The following is an 18,872-nucleotide window of genomic DNA, read 5'->3' on the forward strand; positions in this document are numbered from 1 at the left end:
CCACCGGGCGTTTTTTTACCGGCGGCGCAGCAGCCGGAGCGCGTTCGCCGTCACCAGCACCGTTGCCCCGGTATCCGCCAGCACCGCCAGCCACAGTCCGGTCATGCCGAGCAGGGTCGTCACCAGAAAAATCCCCTTCAGCCCGAGCGCGATGCCGATGTTCTGACGGATATTGGCTCGCGTTGCGCGCGCAAGATCGATCATCTGGGCCAGTCCGGTCAGGCGGTTGTGGGTCAGCGCCGCGTCGGCGGTCTCCAGCGCCACGTCAGTACCGCTACCCATCGCAATACCAATGGTGGACGCTTTCATCGCCGGGGCATCGTTAATCCCGTCACCGACCATCGCCAGCGGAGCCTGAGCGTTCAGTTCCGTCACCGCGCTGACCTTATCCGCAGGCAGCAATCCGGCTTTAAACGCCAGCCCCAGCTCACCGGCAATCGCTGCCGCCGCGCGAGGGTTATCACCGGTGAGAATCACGCCCTTCACGCCCAGCTGACGCAGCGCCGCCACGGCCTCTTTTGCGTCATCGCGCAGGGTGTCGCGTAGCGCCAGCATCCCTTTTGCGGTGCCGTCCTGCATGACGGTCACGACAGTCTGTCCGGTCTGTTCTAACGTCTCCACCTCTGGAGTAGAAGACTTACCCGCCGCGACAATCAGCACCTTTTTACCGTCAACGGTGGCCTCAATACCTGACCCTACCAGCGCCCGCTGGGCGGTTGCCGGAGGTATGTTTAGTCCGCGCGACTGCGCTTCACGCACAATCGCCTGCGCCAGCGGATGGGTGGAGCCCTGTTCAACGGCGGCGGCCAGGGTCAGCAGTTCATCCTCACTGATATCCTGCGGATACACGCCGGTCACCTGCGGCTTGCCCACGGTCAGCGTACCGGTTTTATCAAAGGCGATATGCTGGACCTGGCTGAGCTGCTCCAGCGCCGCGCCGCCCTTAATCAGCGCCCCGCGACGTGCCGCAGCCGCCAGACCGGACGTAATCGCCGCCGGGGTGGAAATCACCAGCGCGCATGGGCAGCCGATCAGAAGCAGCGTCAGCCCTTTATAAATCCAGCCCTCCCACGGCGCGCCAAAGAACAGCGGTGGGACGACGGTGACCAGCAGGGCAACCAGCATAATGGCGGGCGTGTAGATCCGGCTGAAGCGATCGATAAAGCGTTCGACCGGCGCGCGGCGCTCCTCAGCCTCTTCAATCAGCTTCAGGATACGGTCGATGGCGCTGTCACCCGGCTCGGAAAGCACGGTGAGCTGTACCAGACGGTCGACGCTGGTGGCGCCTGCAGGCACTTTTTCACCCGCGGCACGCTCTACTGGAATGGATTCCCCGGTCAGGGCGCTTTCATCAAAGCTTGCGGTGGCGGTAAGCAGCGCGCCGTCTGCAGGCAGGCGTCCGCCTGCCGCGACTTCTATCACGTCACCCGGACGCAGCGTAGTGATGGCGACCGTTTCACGCGTACCGTTTACCACGCGAATGGCGGTTTCCGGCTTCAGCGCCATCAGCGCGCTGACCCCTTTACGCGCCCGGCTCGCCGCCCAGCCCTCAAGACGTTCGCCGATTAAGAACAGCAGCAGCACCATCGCCGCTTCTGCCGTCGCGCCAATGAACAGCGCGCCGATGGCCGCCACGCTCATCAGCGTTTCGATGGCAAACCAACTGCCGCTTTTCATCAGGCGCAGCGCCTGACGGGCAATCGGGAACAGACCGACCAGGGTGGTGGCGATAAACGCCAGATTGCCGAACGGGTGGTTAATCTGCTCCAGACCCCAGCTCAGGGACATCATGATGATGAGGGTAATGAGCGGCAGGTTTTCTTTCAGGGAGGAGACTTTTTCAACGGGCGCCGTTTCGCTGCGCAGGGTATAACCCGCCTTGCTGACGGCGGCTTCAACCTGCTTGCTGACGTCTTTATCGGCGCTAACCAGCAGCTTTTCGGTGGCGAACAGCACCTGAACGTGACTCACGCCCGGCACCTGTTTGACGGCGTTTTCCACTTTGCGCGCGCAGGCGGCGCAGTCCATGCCGTTGACGACCCAGCTGTAGCGGTTGCCGCTTTCAGGAAGGGGTTGAGTTTGCGTTTCGCACGCGCCTTCGCAGCAGCAGTCGTCTTTCGACGGAACCGGGCTGAGCTTAAGTGCCGAGAATTGAGGAACTTTTTTAGGTATTTCTGGAGTCGACATGGCAGTCTCCGGCAATGATAATTTTCTCATTAACCGCAGCATACACTCTGGAGTCGACTCCAGAGTCAAGCGCTATTTAGATATACAGCGAACGCACAATCAGGAAATGCCCGGCAAAGTAACAGGCGGCGGCAATCGCGTTATCCGCCCGGAAGCGGCGGCGATAGTGGCTGCCCAGCCAGACGACGTTACCGATCAGCAGCAATGCGGCGCCGAAGAACGCTGACATCGCCGGAGCGGTCGGACGGAAGAACCACAGTTCACCAGCCAGCCATACCATTACCAGCGTCATGGCGATAAACGTACAAACCGGCAAACGCATCTCTTCCAGACGCGACCAGATCACCGCGATCAGCAGGGCGCCAATCACCAGCAGGACCAGCGGCAGCGGCCAGAAGAAAGAGAGCGTCATCTGGCTGGCGAAGTAGATGGTATACAGCAGATGCGACAGGAAAAATGCCCCTACGGCATACAGCAGGCGCTGGCGCGGCAGCAGGGTCAGGGCATCGCCAATCAGAGAGGCGCACAGCCCGGCGAGCACCAGATAGCTGACGGCGTTAAACATTGGCGCTTGCCAGGCCAGCAGCAGCAGGAGCAACAGCGTGACCGGTTTAAACAACCAGCGCTGCCAGGTGGGACCACGGTACGACGCATCGACATAAAGCCATGCGGAAAAACAGACAGCGATAAATGACCAAAGCATATTAACTCCCTGTATCTGTTAAGCCTGAATAATCAGTTTCTGATCCAGTGTAGTGACGCGGGCGGGCGTTTGGCAATGGTAGGGAAGGCAAGGTATCCTGAATTCCGCATAATCTGATGGGATTTTTCAATGAGCAAGATGCCGCTTTTTTTCATTATCGTGGTGGCGATTATCGTCATTGCCGCCTCGTTTCGTTTCGTGCAGCAGCGCCGCGAGAAGGCGGATAACGATGCTGCACCGCTGATGCAAAAGCGCGTGGTGGTGACGAACAAACGCGAAAAACCGCTCAACGACCGCCGCTCGCGCCAGCAGCAGGTGACGCCTGCGGGCACAACAATGCGCTATGAAGCGAGCTTTAAGCCGGAAACGGGCGGCCTTGAGATGACCTTCCGCCTGGAGGCGCAACAGTACCATCAGCTGACGGTGGGAGAGAAAGGAACGCTGAGCTACAAAGGGTCGCGATTCGAAGGTTTTACGCCTGAATAAGGCGCGATCGGTTCCCTCTCCCTGTGGGAGAGGGCATCAGGCCGCACATTATTTCTTCACCTGCGCCTTAAACTTCTTCATCCACACCAGCAGCTCAAACACGCCGAAAATAAAGACGCGCAGCTGCTGCCAGCCCGTCATCTGCGGGCCGTCTTTCGGCAGGCCGTTTTTCAGCATCACCATCTGAAGGGCGTGCATAAACGACGTGAAAATCAGCGCCACGTTAACGAAAATGTTCATCGGGCGCGGGAACGGGTGCACCAGATTCAGAATCAAGAACGCCCAGACGCCCAGCATCAGCAAGCGTCCCAGGTTAATCAGTACCGGCATCGAATCCTCCTTGTGCCTGACGGTGATAAAGACGATAAGCAACCTGACCTGCCACTTTTTCACGGTGCAGATCCCAGTGGGCGGGAACCGGCGGTAAACCGTTTTCCACTTCGCTTTCAACATAAATTAGCGCGTCATCCGCCAGCCAGCCGTTTTGCTCCAGCAGGGATAACGTCTCCTCCAGCAGCCCCTTGCGGAACGGCGGGTCGACAAACACCACGTTATGCGGCGTGCCCTTTTGCGCGAGGAAGCTCAGCGTGTTGGTGTTCACCACTTTGGCGTTGCTCGCCTTCAGCGTCGCCAGATTTTGCTGCAGCGTCTGCGCAACGCCGCGCTCCATCTCCAGCAGCGTGGCGCTGGCGGCATAGCGCGACAGCGCTTCCAGCCCGAGGGCGCCGCTTCCGGCGAAGCAGTCCAGGCAGTGGGCGTCTACCATAGACGGAGCCAGCCAGTTAAACAGCGTCTCGCGCACGCGGTCGGTAGTTGGGCGTAAACCGGGGCTGTCCGGCACCGGTAATTTCCGGCCTCGCCACTGACCGCCGATAATACGAATTTGACCGGCCGGGGCGCGGTTGGGTTTCTTCATCTCAGGAAAGCTCTGTTAACAATTGGCCTGCGATTGCGGGCGGTGATGTCAATTAAGTAAAGTGTTAGACTATTTCATCATTTTTTTAGCTTCCATGTATATAGCGCCGCGAGGAGTGTAGTCGCAGATGGCAAAACAAAAAAAACGTGGCTTCTTTTCCTGGCTGGGCTTCGGTGAAAAAGAGCAAGAAACAGAACAGAAAACCGAAGAGCAACAAGCCGTTGAAGAGCAGTCGCAGCCTGAAACGCCTGTAGAAACCGCCGCGGTTGTCGAAGCGGAAGAAACGGCGCACAGCAAAGAAGAGATTGAAACCTTTGCTGAAGAGGTGGTTGAAGTCACTGAACAGGTTCAGGAGAGCGAGAAGCCAGAACCGGTTGTCGTCGAAGCCGTTACCGAAGCGCCACAGGCCGCTATCGAACACGAAGAGCTTCCGCTGCCGGAAGAGGTCAAAGACGAAGCGGTGTCTGCCGAAGAGTGGCAGGCCGAAGCGGAAACCGTTGAAATCGTTGAGGCGGTCGAAGAAGAAGCGACGCTTGAGCCAGAGCTGACCGACGAAGAGCTGGAAGCCCAGGCGCTGGCGGCGGAGGCAGCTGAAGAAGCGGTCATCGTTGTGCCGGTAGAAGAGCAGGCCGAAGACGAGATCGTTCAGGAGCAGGAAAAACCGACCAAAGAAGGTTTCTTCGCGCGCCTGAAGCGCAGCCTGCTTAAAACCAAAGAAAACTTAGGTTCCGGATTTATCAGTCTGTTCCGCGGCAAGAAGATCGACGACGATCTGTTTGAAGAGCTGGAAGAACAACTGCTGATTGCTGACGTTGGGGTAGAAACTACCCGTAAGATCATCGCCAATCTGACCGAAGGGGCGAGCCGCAAACAGCTGCGCGACGCCGAAGCGCTGTACGGTCTGCTGAAAGACGAGATGGGTGAAATTCTCGCAAAAGTTGACGAACCGCTTAATATTGAAGGCAAAACGCCATTTGTTATTCTGATGGTCGGCGTGAACGGCGTGGGTAAAACCACCACCATCGGCAAGCTGGCGCGCCAGTTCGAGCAGCAGGGCAAATCGGTGATGCTGGCGGCGGGCGATACCTTCCGTGCAGCGGCGGTTGAGCAGCTGCAGGTGTGGGGCCAGCGCAACAACATTCCGGTGATTGCCCAGCATACCGGCGCGGATTCCGCGTCCGTGATCTTTGACGCTATCCAGGCGGCGAAGGCGCGCAACGTGGACGTGCTGATTGCCGATACCGCAGGGCGTTTGCAGAACAAATCGCACCTGATGGAAGAATTGAAGAAAATCGTTCGCGTCATGAAGAAGCTGGACGAAGACGCACCGCATGAAATTATGCTGACCATTGATGCCAGCACCGGACAGAACGCCATCAGCCAGGCAAAGCTGTTCCATGAAGCGGTAGGACTGACGGGGATCACGCTGACCAAACTGGACGGCACCGCGAAAGGCGGGGTGATTTTCTCCGTGGCTGACCAGTTCGGCATTCCTATCCGTTACATCGGTGTGGGCGAGCGTATTGAGGATTTACGTCCGTTTAAGGCGGGCGACTTTATTGAGGCATTATTTGCCCGAGAGGACTAACAATGATTCGCTTTGAACACGTCAGCAAGGCCTATCTCGGTGGGAGACAAGCGCTGCAGGGGGTCACATTCCACCTGCAGCCAGGCGAGATGGCATTCCTGACCGGCCATTCCGGCGCGGGGAAAAGTACCCTGCTCAAGCTTATCTGTGGGATCGAGCGCCCAAGCGCCGGGAAGATCTTTTTCAGCGGCCATGAGATCAGCCGCCTGAAAAACCGTGAGGTGCCGTTCCTGCGTCGCCAGATCGGTATGATTTTCCAGGATCACCACCTGCTGATGGATCGCACCGTTTTCGATAACGTGGCCATTCCGCTGATTATTGCCGGCGCCAGCTATGACGATATCCGCCGCCGCGTCTCTGCGGCGCTGGATAAGGTCGGGCTACTGGACAAAGCGAAGAACTTCCCGATCCAGCTCTCCGGCGGTGAACAGCAGCGCGTGGGTATCGCCCGCGCGGTGGTGAACAAGCCTGCGGTGCTGCTGGCGGATGAACCGACCGGTAACCTGGACGATGCCCTGTCAGAAGGGATTTTGCGTCTGTTTGAGGAATTTAACCGCGTAGGGGTCACCGTATTGATGGCAACGCACGACATCGGGCTGATTTCCCGTCGTTCGTACCGCATGCTGACCCTGAGCGACGGTCATTTGCACGGAGGCCACGGTGAATAAGCGTGATGCAATAAACCAGATTCGGCAGTTCGGGAACCGGTTTGACCGTTTCCGTAAGCCGCAGGGCGGGGGGGACGGCAATCGTAATGCGCCGAAGCGCCAGAAGGCCGCGCCAAAACCGGCCTCCCGTAAAACCAACGTCTTTAACGAGCAGGTGCGCTACGCGTTCCACGGCGCGCTGCAGGACCTGAAAAGCAAACCGCTGGCGACGTTCCTGACGGTGATGGTGATTGCCATCTCCCTCACGCTTCCAAGCGTCTGCTATATGGTCTATAAAAACGTCAACCAGGCGGCCTCACAGTATTATCCGTCCCCGCAGATCACGGTCTATCTGGATAAAGCGCTCGACGATAACGCGGCGGCCCAGGTGGTTGGGCAAATTCAGGCCGAGCAGGGCGTAGAGAAGGTCAACTATCTCTCACGTGAAGACGCGCTGGGCGAGTTCCGTAACTGGTCTGGCTTTGGCGGCGCGCTGGATATGCTCGAAGAGAACCCGCTGCCCGCCGTGGCGGTGGTAATCCCGAAGCTGGATTTCCAGGGGACCGATTCGCTTAACACCCTGCGCGATCGCATCACGCGCATTAAGGGCATTGATGAAGTGCGCATGGATGACAGCTGGTTTGCGCGCCTTTCTGCTCTCACCGGGCTGGTAGGCCGCGTCGCGGCGATGATTGGCGTGCTGATGGTGGCGGCGGTCTTCCTCGTCATCGGCAACAGCGTGCGCCTGAGCATTTTCGCCCGTCGCGATACCATCAACGTGCAAAAACTGATTGGTGCGACGGATGGTTTCATCCTCCGTCCGTTCCTTTACGGCGGCGCACTGCTCGGTTTTTCCGGCGCATTTCTTTCACTGATATTGTCAGAAATTTTGGTGATGCGGCTTTCCTCTGCCGTGACTGAAGTGGCGCAGGTTTTCGGAACGAAGTTTGATATCAGTGGCTTAGGGTTCGATGAGTGCCTGTTACTGCTGCTGGTGTGTTCGATGATTGGGTGGGTGGCAGCGTGGCTGGCAACCGTTCAACATTTACGTCACTTTACTCCCGACTAATAAAAGCGTGATATAATCTTTCCCTGCACCGAGATGTTCGCTCTGCAGGGAAAGCGTCCCTGTTGTCTCTTCCCCTGTTATCATCTCCATGTCACATTTTGTGCGTAATTTATTCACCGTTGCACCTGGAACTTGTGGATAAAATCACTGTCTGATAAAAGAGTGAATGCTAATCTCGTTGCTCAAACGCTTTGGCATGGTTGTTGCCTGACGGGGACAGCCTGGACCAGAAGAAATACTGAGAGGAATGAATGACCAAAGAAATGCAAACTTTAGCTTTAGCCCCTGTTGGTAACCTGGAATCTTATATCCGGGCTGCGAACACCTGGCCGATGTTAACGGCCGAGGAAGAAAAGGAGCTTGCTGAAAAGCTGCATTACCAGGGCGATCTGGAAGCAGCGAAAAAGCTGATCCTGTCTCACCTGCGCTTTGTTGTTCACATTGCTCGTAATTATGCGGGCTATGGCCTGCCGCAGGCGGACTTGATTCAGGAAGGCAACATCGGCCTGATGAAGGCTGTGCGTCGCTTCAACCCGGAAGTGGGTGTGCGACTCGTCTCCTTCGCCGTACACTGGATCAAGGCAGAAATTCATGAATACGTGCTGCGCAACTGGCGTATCGTGAAAGTCGCCACGACAAAAGCGCAACGTAAACTGTTCTTCAACCTGCGTAAAACCAAGCAGCGTCTGGGCTGGTTCAATCAGGACGAAGTGGAAATGGTGGCGCGCGAGCTGGGCGTATCCAGCAAAGACGTGCGTGAGATGGAATCCCGTATGGCCGCGCAGGACATGACCTTTGATATGTCCTCCGACGATGACGCCTCCGACAGCCAGCCAATGGCGCCGGTTCTGTATCTGCAGGATAAAACCTCTAATTTTGCTGACGGCATCGAAGAGGACAACTGGGAAGATCAGGCCGCGAACAAGCTGACCCATGCGATGGAAGGCCTCGACGAACGTAGCCAGGATATTATCCGCGCCCGCTGGCTGGACGAAGACAACAAGTCCACGCTGCAGGAGCTGGCCGACCGCTACGGCGTCTCTGCAGAACGTGTGCGTCAGCTTGAAAAGAACGCCATGAAAAAACTTCGCGCCGCTATCGAAGCGTAATTTTCGCGAAGTACACCGAGAACCCTCGAATGCAAATTCGGGGGTTTTGTTTTTTTAGCGCCCGCTCTGGCTAATTTCCTCCCCCTGGCAAACACTTACTGATGCGCTAAGCAGGCGACTTTCTCAGGGGGACAGGGTGAAAAATAACGAACTGAACGACCGGCGTTTACAGGCGACGCCGCGCGGCATCGGCGTGATGTGTAACTTCTATGCCGATAAAGCCGAAAACGCCACGGTGTGGGACGTGGAAGGCAATGAGTATATCGACTTCGCCGCTGGGATCGCGGTGCTGAATACCGGCCATCGCCATCCCAAAGTCATTTCCGCCATCGAAAAACAACTCCACGCGTTTACCCACACGGCCTACCAGATTTTGCCGTACGAAGGCTACGTGGCGCTTGCCGAGCGTATCAACGCACGCGTGCCCGTAGAAGGTCCTGCCAAAACGGCGTTCTTCTCGACGGGGGCTGAGGCGGTCGAAAACGCGGTCAAAATTGCGCGCGCCTATACCAAACGTCCTGGCCTTATCACCTTCGGCGGCGCGTTCCACGGCCGCACCTTTATGACCATGGCGCTGACCGGCAAAGTTGCGCCGTACAAGCTCGGCTTCGGACCCTTCCCCGGCTCGGTTTACCACGCGCAGTATCCGAATGACCTGCACGGCGTCAGCACCGCTGAGGCGTTAAAAAGCCTGGAACGTATCTTTAAAGCAGATATTGCTCCTGACCAGGTCGCGGCGATTATTCTCGAACCGGTTCAGGGAGAGGGCGGTTTCAACATTGCGCCTGCTGATTTTATGCAGGCTCTTCGCGCCCTGTGCGATACCCACGGTATTTTGCTGATTGCTGACGAGGTGCAAAGCGGCTTCGCCCGCACCGGCAAGCTTTTCTCGATGGAACACCACTGCGTGAAGCCGGACCTGATCACCATGGCAAAAAGCCTGGCGGGCGGGATGCCGCTCTCTGCGGTATCGGGCCGTGCCGACGTGATGGACGCGCCTGCGCCGGGCGGGCTGGGCGGCACCTACGCGGGCAATCCGCTGGCGATTGCCGCAGCGCACGCGGTGCTGGACGTGATTGACGAGGAAGATCTCTGCACGCGCTCGGCGCATCTCGGCCATCACCTGGTTGAAGTGCTCAACAAAGCCAAGGAACACTGCCCGTATATCGCTGACATTCGCGGGCAGGGCTCGATGGTGGCGGTAGAGTTTAACGACCCGCAAACGGGTCAGCCTTCGCCGGAATTTACCCGTGAGGTGCAGGAGCGCGCGTTGCAGGAAGGGCTGCTTCTTCTGAGCTGCGGCGTCTACGGCAACGTCATTCGTTTCCTCTATCCGCTGACTATCCCTGAAGCGCAGTTCCGTAAAGCGCTGGACATTATCTCCGCGTCGCTGACACGTTAAAGCCACATGCCCGGCGGTAAATCCTGCCGGGCTTATCATATATTCATTTCAAATTAGCTATTCCAAAATCATAAAAATCGGGTATGTTTTAGCAGAGTATGCTGAAAAAGCGCGGACAGCACACCTATAACTGACATAAAGCGCTGCACAACAACATCACAACAATCGTAATAACCATAATAATGGGGAATCTCAGGATGAACATGAAGGGTAAAGCGTTACTGGCAGGATGTATCGCGTTGGCATTCAGCACCATGGCACAGGCAGACATCAAGGTGGCTGTGGTTGGCGCGATGTCCGGTCCGGTAGCACAGTACGGCGACCAGGAATTTACCGGCGCTGAACAGGCGGTTGCAGACATTAATGCTAAGGGCGGTATCAAAGGCGAAAAACTGCAGATCGTAAAATATGATGATGCCTGTGACCCGAAACAAGCGGTCGCGGTCGCGAACAAAGTGGTGAACGACGGGATCAAATACGTTATCGGTCACCTGTGCTCTTCCTCTACTCAGCCCGCGTCTGACATCTACGAAGACGAAGGTATTCTGATGATCACCCCGGCAGCGACCGCACCGGAGCTGACTGCGCGTGGATACAAGCTGACCCTGCGCACCACCGGTCTGGACTCTGACCAGGGCCCAACCGCGGCGAAATACATCGTTGAAAAAGTGAAGCCGAAGCGCATTGCTATCGTTCATGACAAGCAGCAGTACGGTGAAGGTCTGGCGCGTTCAGTGCAGGACAACCTCAAGAAAGCCAATGCCGACGTGGTGTTCTTCGACGGTATCACCGCCGGTGAGAAAGACTTCTCCACCCTGGTGGCGCGTCTGAAGAAAGAGAATATCGACTTCGTATACTACGGCGGCTACCATCCGGAAATGGGCCAGATCCTGCGTCAGGCGCGCGCTGCTGGCCTGAAAACCCAGTTTATGGGCCCGGAAGGCGTGGCGAACGTTTCTCTGTCTAACATCGCGGGTGAATCAGCCGAAGGCCTGCTGGTGACCAAACCGAAGAACTACGACCAGGTCCCTGCGAACAAACCTATCGTAGATGCCATCAAGGCGAAGAAACAGGATCCAAGCGGCGCTTTCGTCTGGACCACCTACGCGGCGCTGCAGTCTCTGCAGGCAGGTCTGAACCAGTCCGCCGATCCGGCTGAGATTGCCACCTGGCTGAAAGCGAATACGGTCCAGACCGTCATGGGGCCACTCTCCTGGGACGCGAAGGGCGACCTGAAGGGCTTCGAGTTCGGCGTGTTTGACTGGCATGCCAATGGCACGGCGACAGACGCAAAATAATTTTCCCGTCTCCTTTCGCGCCGCAGGTGCGTTGGCTGCGTTATTCAACCCCGGTCACTTACTTATGTAAGCTCCCGGGGATTTCATAACTTGCCGCCTTCCTGCAACACGAAATGCTTGGGAAAATACAGTGGAGAATGTAGGCCGGGTAAGGCGCAGCCGCCACCCGGCTTTCTTTTAGCGCTTCTCCCACCCGCTCTCCTGCGCCGAAAAGCCTAACGCCTGCATAAACGCTGCCATCACGCCGCGGTCTTCCACGCCCACGTCAGCCATCCACCATGAGCTCACGCTTGGGTTTTCGCGGATCACTTCTTCAATTAAATACTGTCCCACGCCGCGACGACGGGTGACGTCACGAACGCGCAGTGAGTCCAGCGCTCCTTCTGTACCGCTCAGAGTGACGCGAACCGCAGCCAGCAGGCGCTCGTTAAAACGCGCGGCATAAATGCGGTGGGTCTCATCAACGCGCAGCGACGAAGGGGAATATTCCGGCCAGATCTTGCCCAGGTCGATATGATCCTGGTCGCTAAAGGTCACCAGACGCACGATAGTCAGTTTCATTAGCTACTTGTCCAAATCAAATTGAGTAGAGGCAGTGTACTCAATTTATTCACTCAGCGGCTTCCTCTTTTTATTCTCATTAACCAGGTGATTAGTTTTTTGGCAACGCGATGGGCAGTTTGAAAACACATGGATCGAAAAATAAGCAGAATTTTAACCTGAATGGTAGTGATTTATTCGGCGCTTTGTACCGTTATTTTATGCTGCAAACTGCACTTTTATTTGTTTATCTCTGCCTGATTTCAGAATATTATCTTTGCTTAATCGCCTGAAAAATAGAGATTTTAGTCTGGTTTTTGACAAAAAACTGCGCTAAACCATTAAAGGCACTGGTAAAAATAGCGTTGTTCATTAAAAGTACAGAATGCTTTTTAACCATAATAAAACAAAATATAAACACGACATCACGAATGGGGATTCAGAGATGAAAAGGAACGCGAAGACGTTAATCGCGGGGATGGTCGCACTGTCGATCTCGCATGCCGCCATGGCGGAGGACATTAAAGTTGCGGTAGTGGGCGCGATGTCCGGCCCTGTTGCCCAGTGGGGTGATATGGAGTTCAACGGTGCGCGCCAGGCCATCAAAGACATCAACGCTAAGGGCGGCATCAAAGGCGACAAGCTGGTGGGCGTAGAATATGACGACGCCTGCGATCCGAAACAGGCCGTCGCGGTCGCCAACAAAATCGTTAACGACGGCATCCAGTATGTGATCGGCCACCTGTGCTCGTCGTCCACCCAGCCCGCGTCTGATATCTACGAAGACGAAGGCATTCTGATGATCACCCCTGGCGCCACTAACCCTGAGCTGACCCAGCGCGGATACCAGCACATCATGCGTACCGCGGGGCTGGACTCCTCTCAGGGGCCAACCGCCGCCAAATACATCCTTGAAACCGTCAAGCCGCAGCGTATCGCCATTATTCATGACAAGCAGCAGTACGGCGAAGGCCTGGCGCGCTCCGTTCAGGACGGCCTGAAAAAAGGCGGCGCAAACATCGTCTTCTTCGACGGGATTACCGCCGGTGAGAAAGACTTTTCCGCGCTGATCGCCCGCCTGCAAAAAGAGAATATCGACTTTGTTTACTACGGCGGCTACTACCCGGAGATGGGGCAGATGCTGCGTCAGGCGCGCGCCACCGGTCTGAAGACCCAGTTTATGGGGCCAGAGGGCGTGGGCAATGCCTCTCTGTCGAACATCGCCGGGGATTCTGCTGAAGGCATGCTGGTGACGATGCCAAAACGCTATGACCAGGATCCGGCCAACAAGGCTATCGTGGATGCGCTCAAGGCGCAGAAGAAAGATCCGAGTGGTCCGTACGTCTGGATCACCTACGCCGCCGTACAGTCTCTGGCCACCGCGCTGGAACGCTCCGGCAGCAAAGAACCGCTGGATCTGGTGAAAGATTTAAAAGCACACGGGGCGAACACCGTGATTGGGCCGCTGAACTGGGATGAGAAAGGCGATCTGAAGGGATTTGAGTTTGGTGTCTTTAAGTGGCACGCCGACGGTTCATCCTCGGCCGCCAAATAATTATCCCACCGCCCGGACTGACGGGCGGGTATAAAAAGGTTTGCATATGTCCGAGCAGTTTCTCTATTTCCTGCAGCAGATGTTTAACGGCGTTACGCTGGGAAGCACCTACGCGCTGATCGCCATCGGCTATACGATGGTTTACGGCATTATCGGCATGATCAACTTCGCCCACGGCGAGGTCTACATGATCGGTAGCTATGTCTCCTTTATGATCATCGCCGCGCTGATGATGATGGGCATCGACAGCAGCTGGCTGCTGGTCACCGCCGGGTTTGTTGGCGCGATTGTGATTGCCAGCGCCTACGGCTGGAGCATCGAGCGCGTGGCCTACCGGCCGGTACGCAGCTCCAAGCGTCTGATTGCGCTGATTTCCGCGATCGGGATGTCGATCTTCCTGCAAAACTACGTCAGCCTGACCGAAGGCTCGCGCGACGTGGCGCTGCCAAGCCTGTTTAACGGCCAGTGGATTGTGGGGGCCAGTGAAAACTTCTCGGCCTCTATCACCACCATGCAGCTGGTTATCTGGGTCGTGACCTTTATTGCGATGCTGGCCCTGACGCTGTTCATCCGCTACTCGCGGATGGGACGCGCCTGCCGCGCCTGCGCAGAAGACCTGAAGATGGCGAGCCTGCTCGGCATCAACACCGACCGCGTGATTGCCCTGACCTTCGTGATTGGCGCCGCGATGGCGGCCGTCGCAGGCGTGCTGCTCGGCCAGTTCTACGGCGTGATCAACCCGTACATCGGCTTTATGGCCGGGATGAAAGCCTTTACCGCGGCGGTGCTGGGCGGTATCGGCAGTATTCCGGGGGCGATGATCGGCGGCCTGATCCTGGGCGTGGCGGAAGCGCTCTCCTCGGCGTATCTGAGCACGGAATATAAAGACGTGGTGTCGTTTGCCCTGCTGATTCTGGTTCTGCTGGTCATGCCTACCGGCATTCTGGGCCGTCCGGAGGTAGAGAAAGTATGAAACCGATGCATTTTGCAATGGCGCTGCTCTCTGCCGCCATGTTCTTCGTGCTGGCGGGCGTCTTTATGGGCGTCCAGTTAGGTCTGGACGGGACGAAGCTGGTGGTGGACGCCGCCCCCGACATCCGCTGGCAGTGGGTGTTTATCGGCACTGCCGTCGTGTTCCTGTTCCAGCTGCTGCGTCCGCTGTTCCAGAAGTCGCTGAAAAACGTCTCCGGGCCGAAATTCGTTCTGCCGGCCATCGACGGGTCAACCGTTAAGCAGAAGCTGTTCCTCGTGGCGCTGCTGGTGGCCGCCGTGGCGTGGCCGTTCGTGGTGTCTCGTGGAACCGTAGATATCGCTACCCTGACCATGATCTACGTGATCCTCGGTCTCGGTCTGAACGTGGTGGTGGGGCTCTCTGGCCTGCTGGTGCTGGGCTACGGCGGCTTCTACGCCATCGGCGCCTACACCTTCGCGCTGCTGAACCACTATTACGGCCTCGGCTTCTGGACCTGCCTGCCGCTGGCGGGGCTGGTCTCCGCCGCAGCCGGTTTCCTGCTTGGCTTCCCGGTGCTGCGCCTGCGCGGTGACTACCTGGCGATCGTGACCTTAGGCTTCGGTGAAATCGTCCGTATCCTGCTGCTGAACAACACCGAAGTGACCGGCGGCCCGAACGGCATCAGCCAGATCCCGAAACCGACCTTCTTCGGTCTGGAGTTCAGCCGTACCGCCCGCGAAGGCGGCTGGGATACCTTCAGTAACTTCTTCGGCGTGAAGTATGACCCGTCCGACCGCGTGATCTGGCTCTATCTGGTGGCGCTGTTGCTGGTGGTGATTACCCTGTTCGTGATTAACCGCCTGCTGCGCATGCCGCTGGGCCGCGCGTGGGAAGCGCTGCGCGAAGATGAGATCGCCTGCCGTTCCCTGGGCCTGAACCCGACACGCATCAAGCTGACCGCGTTCACCATCAGCGCCGCGTTTGCCGGTTTCGCCGGGACGCTGTTTGCCGCGCGTCAGGGCTTCGTCAGCCCGGAATCGTTCACCTTTGCCGAATCCGCCTTTGTGCTGGCGATTGTGGTGCTCGGCGGGATGGGCTCGCAGTTTGCCGTTATCCTCGCGGCCATCCTGCTGGTTGTTTCGCGCGAGCTGATGCGCGACTTTAACGAATACAGCATGTTAATGCTGGGTGGTTTGATGGTGCTGATGATGATCTGGCGTCCGCAGGGCTTGCTGCCGATGACCCGTCCACAGCTGAAGCTGAAGAACGGTCAAGCGAAAGGAGAGCAGGCATGAGTCAGCCATTATTATCCGTTAACGGTCTGATGATGCGTTTTGGCGGCCTGCTGGCGGTCAACAATGTGTCACTGGATCTGCACAAGAAAGAGATTGTCTCCCTGATTGGCCCGAACGGCGCGGGGAAAACCACGGTCTTTAACTGCCTGACCGGCTTCTACAAGCCGACGGGCGGCACCATCATGTTGCGCGACAAGCACCTTGAAGGGCTGCCGGGCCAGCAGATTGCCCGCATGGGCGTGGTGCGTACCTTCCAGCACGTGCGTCTGTTCCGCGAGATGACGGTGATTGAGAACCTGCTGGTGGCACAGCATCAGCAGCTGAAAACCGGGCTGTTCTCCGGCCTGTTGAAAACCCCGGCCTTCCGCCGCGCCCAGGATGAAGCGCTCGATCGCGCCGCCACCTGGCTCGACCGAATTGGCCTGCTGCAGCACGCTAACCGCCAGGCGAGCAATCTGGCCTACGGCGACCAGCGTCGTCTGGAGATTGTGCGCTGCATGGTCACCCAGCCGGAAATCCTGATGCTCGACGAACCGGCGGCGGGCCTCAACCCGAAAGAGACCAAAGAGCTGGACGAGCTGATTGCCGAGCTGCGCGATCACCACGACACCACCATTCTGCTGATTGAGCACGACATGAAGCTGGTAATGGGCATTTCGGACCGTATCTACGTGGTTAACCAGGGTACGCCGCTGGCAAACGGCACGCCGGAAGAGATCCGCAACAACCCGGACGTGATCCGCGCATACCTGGGTGAGGCATAAGATGGAAAAAGCGATGTTAACGTTCGACAAGGTCAACGCGCACTACGGCAAGATCCAGGCGCTGCACGACGTCAGCCTGCATATCAATCAGGGTGAAATCGTGACTCTGATTGGCGCCAACGGCGCGGGCAAAACCACGCTGCTCGGCACCCTGTGCGGCGACCCGCGCGCCACCAGCGGGCGGATTGTGTTTGATGGCAAAGACATTACCGACTGGCAGACCGCCAGAATCATGCGCGAGGCGGTGGCGATTGTTCCGGAAGGGCGCCGCGTGTTCTCGCGTATGACGGTGGAAGAGAACCTGGCGATGGGTGGGTTCTTCGCCCACCGCGATGAATACCAGACCCGCATCAAGTGGGTGTACGAACTCTTCCCGCGCCTGTGGGAGCGCCGCATTCAGCGTGCGGGCACCATGTCCGGCGGTGAACAGCAGATGCTGGCGATCGGCCGCGCGCTGATGAGCCAGCCGCGCCTGCTGCTGCTGGACGAGCCGTCGCTCGGCCTGGCGCCAATCATCATCCAGCAGATATTCGACACCATCGAGCAGCTGCGCAAAGAGGGGATGACCATCTTCCTCGTCGAGCAGAACGCCAACCAGGCGCTGAAGCTCGCCGACCGTGGCTACGTGCTGGAGAACGGCCGCGTAGTGCTGGAAGACACCGGCGACGCGCTGCTGGCGAACGAAGCGGTGCGGAGCGCGTATCTGGGCGGCTGAGTCGTCTGTATCGCCCGGTGGCGCTTACGCTTATCGGGCCTACGGTATCAACCAGGCCGGGTAAGGCGAAGCCGCCACCCGGCTTTTTCACATAAACCCCCTTCACACAACCATCATCCCCCTGACCCTTTACTGTCACTTATCTGTAAACAAACAGTTATTTTTCTGTCATTCGAGCATGTCATGTTACCTCGCGAGCATAAAACGCGTGATATCGCGCATCCGGCACAATAAGAGAGATGACAATGACATCGTTACGACACACAGCTTTGGGTCTGGCACTGGGTCTGGCTTTTGCGACGAATGCAATGGCTGTGACGACCATTCCGTTCTGGCATTCCATGGAAGGGGAGTTGGGTAAAGAAGTTGACTCCCTGGCGCAGCGTTTCAACGACACCCACCCGGATTACAAAATTGTGCCGGTTTACAAAGGCAACTACGAGCAGAGCCTGAGCGCGGGCATCGCCGCCTTCCGTACCGGCAACGCGCCTGCACTGTTACAGGTTTATGAAGTGGGCACTGCCACCATGATGGCCTCCAAAGCCATCAAGCCGGTCTATGAAGTATTCAAAGAAGCGGGTATCAACTTCGATGAATCCCAGTTTGTACCGACCGTAGCGGGTTACTACACCGATTCCAAAACCGGCCATCTGCTGTCCCAGCCGTTTAACAGCTCTACGCCGGTGCTGTACTACAACAAAGACGCATTCAAAAAAGCCGGCTTAGACCCGGAGCAGCCGCCAAAAACCTGGCAGGACCTGGCCGAATACACCGCGAAGCTGAAAGCGGCGGGAATGAAGTGCGGCTACGCTAGCGGCTGGCAGGGCTGGATCCAGATTGAAAACTTCAGCGCCTGGCACGGCCTGCCGGTTGCGACCAAAAACAACGGCTTCGACGGCACCGATGCGGTACTGGAGTTCAACAAGCCGGAGCAGGTGAAGCACATTGCGCTGCTTGCCGATCTGAACAAGAAGGGCGACTTCAGCTACTTCGGGCGTAAAGACGAATCCACCGAGAAGTTCTACAACGGCGACTGTGCCATTACCACCGCCTCGTCCGGCTCTCTGGCGGACATCCGTCACTACGCCAAATTCAACTACGGCGTGGGCATGATGCCGTACGACGCCGACGTGAAGGGCGCGCCGCAGAACGCCATCATCGGCGGGGCGAGCCTGTGGGTGATGCAGGGTAAAGACAAGGGCACCTATAAAGGCGTAGCCGAGTTCCTCGACTTCCTGGCGAAGCCGGAAAACGCCGCCGAATGGCACCAGAAAACCGGCTACCTGCCGATCACCAAAGCCGCGTACGACCTGACCCGCGAGCAGGGCTTCTACAGCAAGAACCCGGGCGCGGATATCGCGACGCGTCAGATGCTGAACAAGCCGCCGTTGCCGTTCACCAAAGGCCTGCGCCTGGGCAACATGCCGCAGATCCGCACCATTGTGGATGAGGAGCTGGAAAGCGTCTGGACCGGTAAGAAAACGCCACAGCAGGCGCTGGATTCCGCGGTAGAGCGCGGGAATCAGCTGCTGCGTCGCTTTGAGCAGTCGACCAAATCGTAATTCAAACCTGCCCCTCACCCCGGCCCTCTCCCCATAGGGGCGAGGGAGAAAAGACGGCTCCGTGCAGTCCCCTCTCCCCTCTGG

At 57.6% G+C, this 18,872-nt stretch carries 18 protein-coding genes; 13 read left to right on the forward strand and 5 right to left on the reverse strand.

The annotated features are described in order from the left end of the window. Window positions 1–15: 15 nt before the first annotated feature. Both zntA and F0319_RS13870 read right to left on the reverse strand, forming a co-directional pair. Window positions 16–2,187 (reverse strand): Zn(II)/Cd(II)/Pb(II) translocating P-type ATPase ZntA, encoded by a 2,172-nt coding sequence (gene zntA, locus F0319_RS13865; protein WP_149367208.1) that lies wholly within the window; start codon window positions 2,185–2,187, stop codon window positions 16–18. Between the two features lie 76 nt (window positions 2,188–2,263). Then, on the reverse strand, window positions 2,264–2,890 hold the full coding sequence (locus tag F0319_RS13870; RefSeq protein ID WP_024906687.1) for a lysoplasmalogenase: 627 nt from the start codon (window positions 2,888–2,890) through the stop codon (window positions 2,264–2,266). Window positions 2,891–3,019: 129 nt separating this feature from the next. Here F0319_RS13870 and F0319_RS13875 point away from each other — a divergent pair, with 129 nt between their 5' ends. Then, window positions 3,020–3,376: a DUF2500 domain-containing protein gene (locus tag F0319_RS13875; protein WP_149367209.1), complete on the forward strand. Its 357-nt coding sequence runs from the start codon at window positions 3,020–3,022 to the stop codon at window positions 3,374–3,376. A gap of 48 nt (window positions 3,377–3,424) precedes the next feature. Here the strand turns inward: F0319_RS13875 and F0319_RS13880 are convergent, their stop codons facing one another. Both F0319_RS13880 and rsmD read right to left on the reverse strand, forming a co-directional pair. After that, window positions 3,425–3,706 (reverse strand): DUF1145 family protein, encoded by a 282-nt coding sequence (locus F0319_RS13880; protein ID WP_010436509.1) that lies wholly within the window; start codon window positions 3,704–3,706, stop codon window positions 3,425–3,427. After that, window positions 3,690–4,292 carry a 16S rRNA (guanine(966)-N(2))-methyltransferase gene (rsmD, locus tag F0319_RS13885; protein ID WP_111965829.1) on the reverse strand — a complete coding sequence of 201 codons (603 nt, stop codon included), beginning with the start codon at window positions 4,290–4,292 and terminating at the stop codon, window positions 3,690–3,692. Before rsmD ends, F0319_RS13880 begins: the two co-directional genes overlap by 17 nt. 127 nt (window positions 4,293–4,419) lie before the next feature. Here rsmD and ftsY point away from each other — a divergent pair, with 127 nt between their 5' ends. The 6 genes from ftsY to livJ all read left to right on the forward strand — a co-directional run bounded on the left by ftsY (window position 4,420) and on the right by livJ (window position 11,405). Then, window positions 4,420–5,880, forward strand: coding sequence for a signal recognition particle-docking protein FtsY (ftsY, locus tag F0319_RS13890; RefSeq protein ID WP_149367210.1), 1,461 nt, complete (start codon window positions 4,420–4,422; stop codon window positions 5,878–5,880). A 2-nt stretch (window positions 5,881–5,882) separates the two neighbouring features. Further along, window positions 5,883–6,548, forward strand: a complete 666-nt coding sequence (ftsE, locus tag F0319_RS13895) for a cell division ATP-binding protein FtsE (RefSeq protein ID WP_045402529.1) — start codon at window positions 5,883–5,885, stop codon at window positions 6,546–6,548. After that, window positions 6,541–7,596, forward strand: a complete 1,056-nt coding sequence (gene ftsX, locus F0319_RS13900; RefSeq protein ID WP_045909157.1) for a permease-like cell division protein FtsX — start codon at window positions 6,541–6,543, stop codon at window positions 7,594–7,596. Before ftsE ends, ftsX begins: the two co-directional genes overlap by 8 nt. A 251-nt stretch (window positions 7,597–7,847) precedes the next feature. Further along, complete coding sequence (rpoH, locus tag F0319_RS13905) at window positions 7,848–8,705, forward strand: RNA polymerase sigma factor RpoH (RefSeq protein WP_028015143.1); 858 nt, start codon at window positions 7,848–7,850, stop codon at window positions 8,703–8,705. A 136-nt stretch (window positions 8,706–8,841) separates the two neighbouring features. Next, window positions 8,842–10,107, forward strand: a complete 1,266-nt coding sequence (locus tag F0319_RS13910; RefSeq protein ID WP_149367211.1) for a 4-aminobutyrate--2-oxoglutarate transaminase — start codon at window positions 8,842–8,844, stop codon at window positions 10,105–10,107. Window positions 10,108–10,304: 197 nt separating this feature from the next. Further along, the gene (gene livJ / locus F0319_RS13915) at window positions 10,305–11,405 is read left to right on the forward strand and encodes a branched chain amino acid ABC transporter substrate-binding protein LivJ (protein WP_074147346.1); all 1,101 of its coding nucleotides are present in this window, start codon (window positions 10,305–10,307) and stop codon (window positions 11,403–11,405) included. A gap of 177 nt (window positions 11,406–11,582) precedes the next feature. Here livJ and panM read toward each other — a convergent pair whose 3' ends face one another. Next, window positions 11,583–11,966 carry an aspartate 1-decarboxylase autocleavage activator PanM gene (gene panM, locus F0319_RS13920; protein ID WP_149367212.1) on the reverse strand — a complete coding sequence of 128 codons (384 nt, stop codon included), beginning with the start codon at window positions 11,964–11,966 and terminating at the stop codon, window positions 11,583–11,585. A 424-nt stretch (window positions 11,967–12,390) separates the two neighbouring features. Here panM and livK point away from each other — a divergent pair, with 424 nt between their 5' ends. The 6 genes from livK to ugpB all read left to right on the forward strand — a co-directional run bounded on the left by livK (window position 12,391) and on the right by ugpB (window position 18,788). Beyond that, the gene (gene livK / locus F0319_RS13930; RefSeq protein WP_047653117.1) at window positions 12,391–13,500 is read left to right on the forward strand and encodes a high-affinity branched-chain amino acid ABC transporter substrate-binding protein LivK; all 1,110 of its coding nucleotides are present in this window, start codon (window positions 12,391–12,393) and stop codon (window positions 13,498–13,500) included. Window positions 13,501–13,546: 46 nt separating this feature from the next. Beyond that, the gene (gene livH, locus F0319_RS13935) at window positions 13,547–14,473 is read left to right on the forward strand and encodes a high-affinity branched-chain amino acid ABC transporter permease LivH (RefSeq protein ID WP_149367213.1); all 927 of its coding nucleotides are present in this window, start codon (window positions 13,547–13,549) and stop codon (window positions 14,471–14,473) included. Then, complete coding sequence (livM, locus tag F0319_RS13940; protein ID WP_048226437.1) at window positions 14,470–15,747, forward strand: branched chain amino acid ABC transporter permease LivM; 1,278 nt, start codon at window positions 14,470–14,472, stop codon at window positions 15,745–15,747. The genes livH and livM overlap by 4 nt, the downstream gene beginning before the upstream one ends. Then, window positions 15,744–16,511: a high-affinity branched-chain amino acid ABC transporter ATP-binding protein LivG gene (livG, locus tag F0319_RS13945; protein WP_024906698.1), complete on the forward strand. Its 768-nt coding sequence runs from the start codon at window positions 15,744–15,746 to the stop codon at window positions 16,509–16,511. The genes livM and livG overlap by 4 nt, the downstream gene beginning before the upstream one ends. A gap of 1 nt (window position 16,512) precedes the next feature. After that, window positions 16,513–17,226, forward strand: a complete 714-nt coding sequence (gene livF, locus F0319_RS13950; protein WP_008500102.1) for a high-affinity branched-chain amino acid ABC transporter ATP-binding protein LivF — start codon at window positions 16,513–16,515, stop codon at window positions 17,224–17,226. A gap of 245 nt (window positions 17,227–17,471) precedes the next feature. Then, window positions 17,472–18,788, forward strand: a complete 1,317-nt coding sequence (ugpB, locus tag F0319_RS13955; protein ID WP_023310025.1) for a sn-glycerol-3-phosphate ABC transporter substrate-binding protein UgpB — start codon at window positions 17,472–17,474, stop codon at window positions 18,786–18,788. Window positions 18,789–18,872: the final 84 nt, after the last annotated feature.

Source organism: Enterobacter vonholyi (genome assembly GCF_008364555.1).
Lineage (GTDB): Bacteria > Pseudomonadota > Gammaproteobacteria > Enterobacterales > Enterobacteriaceae > Enterobacter > Enterobacter vonholyi.

Bases quoted from the DNA above. Each gene is read 5' to 3' on its own strand.
- zntA (WP_149367208.1), bottom strand. From the start codon at position 2,187: ATGTCGACTCCAGAAATACCTAAAAAAGTTCCTCAATTCTCGGCACTT.
- F0319_RS13870 (WP_024906687.1), bottom strand. From the start codon at position 2,890: ATGCTTTGGTCATTTATCGCTGTCTGTTTTTCCGCATGGCTTTATGTC.
- F0319_RS13875 (WP_149367209.1), top strand. From the start codon at position 3,020: ATGAGCAAGATGCCGCTTTTTTTCATTATCGTGGTGGCGATTATCGTC.
- F0319_RS13880 (WP_010436509.1), bottom strand. From the start codon at position 3,706: ATGCCGGTACTGATTAACCTGGGACGCTTGCTGATGCTGGGCGTCTGG.
- rsmD (WP_111965829.1), bottom strand. From the start codon at position 4,292: ATGAAGAAACCCAACCGCGCCCCGGCCGGTCAAATTCGTATTATCGGC.
- ftsY (WP_149367210.1), top strand. From the start codon at position 4,420: ATGGCAAAACAAAAAAAACGTGGCTTCTTTTCCTGGCTGGGCTTCGGT.
- ftsE (WP_045402529.1), top strand. From the start codon at position 5,883: ATGATTCGCTTTGAACACGTCAGCAAGGCCTATCTCGGTGGGAGACAA.
- rpoH (WP_028015143.1), top strand. From the start codon at position 7,848: ATGACCAAAGAAATGCAAACTTTAGCTTTAGCCCCTGTTGGTAACCTG.
- livJ (WP_074147346.1), top strand. From the start codon at position 10,305: ATGAACATGAAGGGTAAAGCGTTACTGGCAGGATGTATCGCGTTGGCA.
- panM (WP_149367212.1), bottom strand. From the start codon at position 11,966: ATGAAACTGACTATCGTGCGTCTGGTGACCTTTAGCGACCAGGATCAT.
- livK (WP_047653117.1), top strand. From the start codon at position 12,391: ATGAAAAGGAACGCGAAGACGTTAATCGCGGGGATGGTCGCACTGTCG.
- livH (WP_149367213.1), top strand. From the start codon at position 13,547: ATGTCCGAGCAGTTTCTCTATTTCCTGCAGCAGATGTTTAACGGCGTT.
- livM (WP_048226437.1), top strand. From the start codon at position 14,470: ATGAAACCGATGCATTTTGCAATGGCGCTGCTCTCTGCCGCCATGTTC.
- livG (WP_024906698.1), top strand. From the start codon at position 15,744: ATGAGTCAGCCATTATTATCCGTTAACGGTCTGATGATGCGTTTTGGC.
- livF (WP_008500102.1), top strand. From the start codon at position 16,513: ATGGAAAAAGCGATGTTAACGTTCGACAAGGTCAACGCGCACTACGGC.
- ugpB (WP_023310025.1), top strand. From the start codon at position 17,472: ATGACATCGTTACGACACACAGCTTTGGGTCTGGCACTGGGTCTGGCT.